This window comes from Streptomyces sp. NPDC007346, from assembly GCF_040703535.1.
GTDB lineage: Bacteria > Actinomycetota > Actinomycetes > Streptomycetales > Streptomycetaceae > Streptomyces.
The window spans coordinates 1-7,381 of record NZ_JBEYKR010000229.1; the positions used below are offsets into that span (position 1 = coordinate 1).

At 71.1% G+C, this 7,381-nt stretch carries 7 protein-coding genes; 3 read left to right on the plus strand and 4 right to left on the minus strand.

The window, feature by feature from the left end:
- Positions 1-45: 45 nt before the first annotated feature.
- From tyrS to AB0917_RS32745, 3 genes are read right to left on the minus strand one after another with little or no spacing between them, the layout of a single operon-like run.
- Positions 46-1,317 carry a tyrosine--tRNA ligase gene (gene tyrS / locus AB0917_RS32735; protein ID WP_366823348.1) on the minus strand — a complete coding sequence of 424 codons (1,272 nt, stop codon included), beginning with the start codon at positions 1,315-1,317 and terminating at the stop codon, positions 46-48.
- A gap of 60 nt (positions 1,318-1,377) precedes the next feature.
- The gene (locus AB0917_RS32740; protein WP_366823349.1) at positions 1,378-2,772 is read right to left on the minus strand and encodes a metallopeptidase TldD-related protein; all 1,395 of its coding nucleotides are present in this window, start codon (positions 2,770-2,772) and stop codon (positions 1,378-1,380) included.
- On the minus strand, positions 2,769-4,292 hold the full coding sequence (locus tag AB0917_RS32745; RefSeq protein WP_366823350.1) for a TldD/PmbA family protein: 1,524 nt from the start codon (positions 4,290-4,292) through the stop codon (positions 2,769-2,771). The genes AB0917_RS32740 and AB0917_RS32745 overlap by 4 nt, the downstream gene beginning before the upstream one ends.
- 237 nt (positions 4,293-4,529) lie before the next feature.
- Here AB0917_RS32745 and fabG point away from each other — a divergent pair, with 237 nt between their 5' ends.
- The 3 genes from fabG to AB0917_RS32760 all read left to right on the plus strand — a co-directional run bounded on the left by fabG (position 4,530) and on the right by AB0917_RS32760 (position 6,598).
- Positions 4,530-5,249, plus strand: coding sequence for a 3-oxoacyl-[acyl-carrier-protein] reductase (gene fabG, locus AB0917_RS32750; protein WP_366823351.1), 720 nt, complete (start codon positions 4,530-4,532; stop codon positions 5,247-5,249).
- 5 nt (positions 5,250-5,254) lie between these two features.
- Positions 5,255-6,022 (plus strand): enoyl-ACP reductase FabI, encoded by a 768-nt coding sequence (gene fabI, locus AB0917_RS32755; protein ID WP_366823352.1) that lies wholly within the window; start codon positions 5,255-5,257, stop codon positions 6,020-6,022.
- Between the two features lie 198 nt (positions 6,023-6,220).
- On the plus strand, positions 6,221-6,598 hold the full coding sequence (locus AB0917_RS32760; protein WP_366823353.1) for a hypothetical protein: 378 nt from the start codon (positions 6,221-6,223) through the stop codon (positions 6,596-6,598).
- Between the two features lie 18 nt (positions 6,599-6,616).
- Here AB0917_RS32760 and AB0917_RS32765 read toward each other — a convergent pair whose 3' ends face one another.
- Complete coding sequence (locus AB0917_RS32765) at positions 6,617-7,333, minus strand: FadR/GntR family transcriptional regulator (RefSeq protein ID WP_366823354.1); 717 nt, start codon at positions 7,331-7,333, stop codon at positions 6,617-6,619.
- Positions 7,334-7,381: the final 48 nt, after the last annotated feature.

Genomic DNA, 7,381 nt, shown 5'->3' on the forward strand with positions numbered 1-7,381 from the left:
GCGAGAAAAGCGTGTCCGGCCGCGGCGCTGTGCTGCGGTACGGCGTCAGCCGGCCGGGACGACCTCCACGGCCGCCAGGTTCTTCTTGCCCCGGCGCAGCACCAGCCAGCGCCCGTGCAGCAGTTCCTCGGCGGCCGACGCGACCTCGCCGTCGGCGACCTTCACGTTGTTCACGTACGCGCCGCCCTCCTTGACCGTCCGCCGCGCCCCCGACTTGCTCGGCGCCAGCCCGACCTCCACCAGGAGGTCCACCAGCGGCCCCAGCTCGGCGACCCGGACGTGCGGCACCTCGGAGAGGGCCGCGGTCAGCGTCGCCTCGTCCAGCTCCGCCAGGTCGCCCTGGCCGAACAGCGCCTTCGACGCGGCGATGACCGCCGCGCACTGCGCCCCGCCGTGCACCAGCGTGGTCAGCTCCTCGGCCAGCGCCCGCTGCGCGGAACGGGCCTGCGGCCGCTCCTCGGTCAGCTTCTCCAGCTCCTCCAGCTCCTCACGGCTCTTGAAGCTGAGGATGCGCAGGTACCGGGAGATGTCCCGGTCGTCCACGTTCAGCCAGAACTGGTAGAACGCGTACGGCGTGGTCATCTCCGGGTCGAGCCAGACGGCACCGCTCTCGGACTTGCCGAACTTGGTCCCGTCCGCCTTCACCATCAGCGGCGTCGCCAGCGCGTGCACGGTGGCGCCCGGCTCCAGCCGGTGGATCAGGTCGATGCCCGCGGTGAGGTTGCCCCACTGGTCGCTGCCGCCCTGCTGGAGGACGCAGCCGTAGCGGCGGTACAGCTCCAGGAAGTCCATCCCCTGGAGCAGCTGGTAGCTGAACTCGGTGTAGCTGATGCCCTCCTGCGACTCCAGCCGGCGGGCCACCGAGTCCTTGGTGAGCATCTTGTTGACCCGGAAGTGCTTGCCGATGTCCCGCAGGAACTCGATCGCGGACATCCCCGCGGTCCAGTCCAGGTTGTTGACCATCGTCGCCGCGTTCGGACCCTCGAAGGTGAGGAAGGGCTCGATCTGCTCCCGCAGCCTTTGCACCCAGGCCGCGACGGTCTCCGGGTCGTTCAGCGTGCGCTCGGCGGTCGGGCGCGGGTCACCGATCTGACCGGTGGCCCCGCCGACCAGGGCGAGCGGACGGTGCCCCGCCAGCTGGAGCCGGCGCACGGTGAGGACCTGCACGAGGTGGCCCACGTGCAGGCTCGCCGCGGTCGGGTCGAAGCCGCAATAGAAGGTGACGGGACCGTCCGCGAGAGCCTTGCGCAATGCGTCCTCGTCAGTGGACTGGGCGAACAGCCCGCGCCACTTCAGCTCGTCGACGATGTCCGTCACGGTTCCGGTGCTCCTTATGACTGAATGGCTGGTACAGATCTGTGTGTCAGTCTAGGCGGGTCACACCCCCTGGCTGACCGAGCTCATGTTGAAGTCCGGGATGCGCAGCGCGGGCATCGCGGCCCGGGTGAACCAGTCGCCCCACTCGCGCGGCAGCGTCTTCTCCGTACGCCCCGCCTCCGACGCCCTCGACAGCAGGTCCACCGGCGACTCGTTGAACCGGAAGTTGTTCACCTCGCCGACCACCTCGCCGTCCTCCACCAGATAGACACCGTCCCGGGTCAGCCCGGTCAGCAGCAGCGTCGCCGGGTCCACCTCGCGGATGTACCACAGGCAGGTGAGCAGGAGCGCCCGCCCACGCGTCGCGGCCACCATCTCCTCCAGCGACCGCTCGCCGCCCCCGTCCAGCACCAGGTTGTCGATGGCCGGGGCCACCGGCAGCCCGGTGAGGGCGGCCGTGTGCCGGGTCGTCGTCAGCCGCTCCAGCTTCCCCTCCCGCACCCAGTCCGTCGGCGCGAGCGGCAGCCCGTTGTCGAAGACGGAACCGTTCTCCCCGGAGGAGTGGGCGATCACGAAGGGCGCCGACTCCAGCCCCGGCGCGTGCGGGTCGCTGCGCAGGGTCAGCGGCAGCGGGGAGAGCGTCTCGCCCAGCCGCGTACCGCCGCCCGGCTCGGAGAAGACCGTCCGCCCCTCCACGGCGTCCCGCGCGGTGGACGACCAGAGCTGGTAGATCAGCAGGTCCGCGACGGCGGTCGGCGGCAGCAGCGTCTCGTACCGCCCGGCGGGCAGCTCGATCCGGCGCTCCGCCCACCGCAGCCGCTGGGCCAGCTCCGCGTCCAGGGCCGCCGGGTCGACGTCCTTGAAGTCCCGGGTCGCCCGGCCCGCCCACGCCGAGCGGGTCCGGTCCGGCGACTTGGCGTTCAGCTCCAGCGTCCCGGTCGGCTGGTCGTGGCGCAGCCGCAGCCCCGTCGACGTACCCAGGTAGGTGGAGGTCAGCTCGTGGCTGGCGAACCCGTACAGCTCCCGGCCGCCGGAGCGGGCGCGGGCGAAGGAGTCACCGAGCGCCGGGGCGAAGTCGGCGAAGACCTCCGAGCCGGTCTCGGCCGGCGCGTCCGTGAAGTCGGGGGACGCGGGCACATCGCCCACCAGCGGCTGCGCGTCCTCGGCGGGACCCGCGCCCCGGGCGGCGGCCTCGGCGGCCCGCACCAGCGGCTCCAGGTCCGCGGTGGTCACGGCGGACCGGGACACCACGCCGGACGCCGTGCCCTGGGCCCCGTCCACGGTCGCGATGACGGTGAGGGTCCGCCCCCGGGTCACCCCGTTGGTGGTGAGCGCGTTGCCCGCCCAGCGCAGATTGGCGGAGGAGTGCTCGTCGGCGATGACCACCAGGCCGTCCGTCGTGGACAGCTCCAGGGCCCGCTCGACGATCTCGTACGGCTTGCTGACGCGGCTCATCGTCCGGCCTCCTGCGTCGTGTTGAGGATGTTCACGCCTCGGAAGAGGGCGGAGGGGCAGCCGTGGGAGACCGCCGCGATCTGGCCCGGCTGGGCCTTGCCGCAGTTGAACGCGCCGCCGAGCACATACGTCTGCGGGCCGCCGACCTTCTCCATCGAGCCCCAGAAGTCCGTCGTCGTCGCCTGGTACGCCACATCGCGCAGCTGCCCGGCGAGCTTGCCGTTCTCGATGCGGAAGAACCGCTGCCCGGTGAACTGGAAGTTGTAGCGCTGCATGTCGATCGACCAGGACCGGTCGCCGACGACGTAGATCCCGCGCTCGACCCCGCCGATCAGGTCCTCCGTCGACAGCCCTCCCGGGTCCGGCCGCAACGACACGTTGGCCATGCGCTGTACGGGGACGTGGCCCGGCGAGTCCGCGAACGCGCAGCCGTTGGAGCGGCCGAGCCCCGTGAGCTTCGCGATCCGGCGGTCCAGCTGGTAGCCGACCAGGGTGCCGTCCTTGACCAGGTCCCAGGACTGCGCCTCGACGCCCTCGTCGTCGTACCCGATGGTCGCGAGCCCGTGCTCGGCGGTGCGGTCACCGGTCACGTTCATGACGGGGGAGCCGTACGTCAGTTTGCCCAGCTGGTCGAAGGTGGCGAACGAGGTCCCGGCGTACGCCGCCTCGTACCCCAGCGCCCGGTCCAGCTCGGTGGCGTGGCCGATCGACTCGTGGATGGTCAGCCAGAGGTTCGACGGGTCGACCACCAGGTCGTACGTCCCCGCCTCGACGCTCGGGGCCCGCATCTTCTCCGCCAGCAGCCCCGGGATCTGCTCCAGCTCGGCGTCCCAGTCCCAGCCGGTCCCGGTCAGGTACTCCCAGCCGCGCCCGGCCGGCGGTGCGATCGTCCGCATCGAGTCGAACTCACCGGTCGTGGAGTCCACCGCCACGGCCGTGAACTGCGGCTGGATGCGCACCCGCTGCTGCGTGGTGACGGTCCCGGCCGTGTCCGCGTAGAACTTGTTCTCGTGGACGGTCGTCAGGGAGGCGTCCACGTGCGCCACCCCCTCCGCACCCAGCAACCGCCCGCTCCACTCGGCGAGCAGCGCCGCCTTCTCCTCGTCCGGTACGGAGAACGGGTCGACGTCGTACGCCGAGACCCAGGTCCGCTCGCCGTGCACCGGCTCGTCCGCCAGTTCGACGCGCTCGTCGGACCCGGCGGCCGCGATGACCTTGGCCGACAGCTTGGCCATCGCCACGGCCTGCGAGGCCACCTTCGCCGCCGCGTCCATCGTCAGGTCGACGCCCGAGGCGAACCCCCAGGCCCCGCCGTGCACCACCCGCACCGCGAACCCCAGGTCCGTACTGTCCGAAGCCCCGGCCGGGCGAGCGTCCCGCAGCCGCCAGGAGGCGCTGCGCACCCGCTCCAGCCGGAAGTCGGCGTGCGCGGCGCCGAGCGCCCTCGCCCGCGCGAGCGCCGCGTCGGCCAGCGCGCGCAACGGGAGGGACAGGAATGACTGATCTACCTCGTGGGGCACAGGGAATTCCCTTCTCGATACACGACGGCAGTGAACCACGCGGAAGGTGGGGACAGCCGGGGATATCGCGGACATGTGTGCCAGGCATGCAACCGTGCGAACTGTAGGAACCCCACAGCACCCCGGACAAGCCACTGTCAGGGCCCGATTCCTCGATCGGCGCACGGTACCGATAGGTTTTCGATGTACCAGACCGCTATGGACTGCGCACCACACCGCCAAGGAAAGGGTGATCCGTTGAGCCGCTCGGTTCTCGTCACCGGAGGAAACCGGGGCATCGGCCTCGCCATCGCCCGCGCCTTCGCCGACAACGGCGACCAGGTAGCGATCACCTACCGCTCCGGCGAGCCGCCCCAGGCCCTCACCGAGGCGGGCGTCCTCGCGGTCCGCTGCGACATCACCGACGCGGAGCAGGTGGAGCAGGCCTACAAGGAGATCGAGGAGAAGCACGGTCCCGTGGAGGTGCTGGTCGCCAACGCCGGTATCACCAAGGACCAGTTGCTGATGCGGATGTCCGAGGAGGACTTCACGTCCGTCGTCGACACCAACCTCACCGGCACCTTCCGGGTCGTCAAGCGCGCCAACCGCGCCATGCTGCGCGCCAAGAAGGGCCGCGTCGTCCTGATCTCCTCCGTCGTCGGCCTCCTCGGCTCGGCGGGCCAGGCGAACTACGCCGCCTCCAAGGCCGGACTCGTCGGGTTCGCCCGGTCGCTGGCCCGTGAGCTCGGCTCGCGGAACATCACCTTCAACGTCGTCGCCCCCGGTTTTGTCGACACCGACATGACCCAGGTGCTCACCGAGGAGCAGCGCAAGGGCATCGTGTCCCAGGTGCCGCTGGGCCGTTACGCGAAGCCCGAGGAGATCGCCGCCGCGGTGCGCTTCCTCGCCTCCGACGACGCGTCGTACATCACTGGAGCCGTCATCCCCGTTGACGGCGGATTGGGCATGGGTCACTGATCACCATGAGCGGAATTCTCGACGGCAAGCGCATCCTCATCACCGGGGTGCTGATGGAGTCGTCCATCGCGTTCCACACCGCGAAGGTGGCCCAGGAGCAGGGAGCCGAGGTCATCCTCACGGCCTTCCCCCGCCCCACCCTGACCGAGCGCATCGCCAGGAAGCTGCCGAAGCCGGCCAAGGTCATCGAACTGGACGTGACCGACCAGGAGCACCTGGACCGGCTGGCCGGCCTGGTGCGCGAGGAGCTCGGCTCGCTGGACGGCGTCGTCCACTCCATCGGCTTCGCGCCGCAGGACGCGCTCGGCGGCAACTTCCTCAACACGCCGTTCGAGTCCGTCGCCACCGCGATGCACGTCTCGGCGTTCTCGCTGAAGTCGCTGGCCATGGCCTGCAAGCCGCTGATGAGCGAGGGCGGCTCGATCGTCGGCCTCACCTTCGACGCCCAGTTCGCCTGGCCGCAGTACGACTGGATGGGCCCGGCCAAGGCCGCGCTGGAGGCCACCTCCCGCTACCTCGCCCGTGACCTGGGCAAGGACGGGCTGCGCTGCAACCTGATCTCCGCCGGCCCGATCGGCTCCATGGCCGCCAAGTCCATCCCGGGCTTCTCGGAGCTGGCCGACGTCTGGAACCACCGTGCCCCGCTCGCCTGGGACATGTCCGACCCGGAGCCGGCCGGCCGCGGCGTCGTGGCCCTGCTCTCCGACTTCTTCCCGAGGACGACGGGCGAGATCATCCACGTCGACAGCGGCGTGCACATGATGGGCGCCTGACCGCGCTCCACCCCAGCTGAACGGCTCCGGCCGCGTACCTCTCCGTGCCTGTCGTACGGAGGCGGTACGCGGCCGGAGCCGTTCGCGGTCGGCGGCCACCCGCCACCACCCGCCGCTGCTCAGGTCGAAAAGTCGGCCGATCCACCGCAGAATGTGGAGGAACCGGACTTCTGGTCAGGCTGCGGGAGGGAGATCGCTGTGCGCCCCACGCGTCGCCGGCCCCGGCCCCGTCTCCTGCTGGCCGCCTCCTTGGCCGTCGCCGCACTCGCCGTACCTCTGGGGTTCCACGTGGCCAGGGGGGCCGACTCCGGTACGGGAGCGGCGCCCCCCGAGCCCGAACCGGCCGGCTCCGAGTGCCGCACCACCATCGAGGGCTCCCGGGTCGTCGCGTACTGCCACAACCCCTACCCCTCCACCGACCTGGTCCGGCTCCACACCGAGTGCGCCCGCTGGTGGGACGTCGACGCGGACGGCACGGCGGTCGAGGTGGCGCCGGGGCGGACCGTGCGGCTGGAGGACCGCTGCTGGAAGGAGATCGCGGACGCCTGGGTCAGCCACCGTCCCGCGCCCCTCTGAAGGCGCCCCGGACCGGTGCTACACCCGGTCGGCCAGGCAGTTCAGCGCGTGGCTCGCCGCCTCGGCCGCCGCCGTCTCCGCGTCCCCGGCCCGGATCGCCTCGACCAGTCGCGCGTGATCCACATGGTTCTCGGGGCGCAGCTCGGGACCCACGTCACCGCGCAGATAATCACGCAGCAGATCTCCGAGGTCGGCGTAGAGCTCGGTCAGGACGTCGTTGTGCGAGGCGGCGACCACCGCCAGGTGCAGGGTCGCGTCGGCCGCGACGAACGCCTCCGCGTCGCCCGAGGCCCAGGCCTCCTCCCGGCGCGCCATCAGGGTGTCGAGCTGCCGCAGATCGCGCTCGGTGCGCCGTACGGCGGCCAGCCGGGCGGCCGACGACTCCAGCGTCGAGCGCAGCTCCGCGATGTGGCGCGGGTCGGCGGCGGCGAAGCGGCGGTGCATCACCCCGGCCAGCTCGCTCGTGGCGATCACATAGGTGCCCGAGCCCTGCCGGATGTCCAGCAGACCGTTGTGCGCCAGGGCCCGCACCGCCTCGCGCACGGTGTTACGGGCCACGCCGAGCTGCTCGACCAGCTCCGGCTCGGTCGGAATCCGCGAGCCGACCGGCCACTCGCCCGAGGTGATCTGGTTGCGCAGCTGCGCGATCACCTGGTCGGCGAGTGCCGAACGCCGTGGAGACGTCAGCGCAGAAACATCCGTTAAACAAAAAATAGACGAACGGGTGGGCCGCATAAACCCTACGCCCAGTGCTGTTTTTGCAGGGTTGCGGGCCTGGAAAGA

What these genes read in the sequence shown, in the direction of transcription:
- AB0917_RS32740 (WP_366823349.1), bottom strand. Translation starts at nt 2,772, where the DNA reads ATGAGCCGCGTCAGCAAGCCGTACGAGATCGTCGAGCGGGCCCTGGAG.
- AB0917_RS32765 (WP_366823354.1), bottom strand. Translation starts at nt 7,333, where the DNA reads ATGCGGCCCACCCGTTCGTCTATTTTTTGTTTAACGGATGTTTCTGCG.
- fabI (WP_366823352.1), top strand. Translation starts at nt 5,255, where the DNA reads ATGAGCGGAATTCTCGACGGCAAGCGCATCCTCATCACCGGGGTGCTG.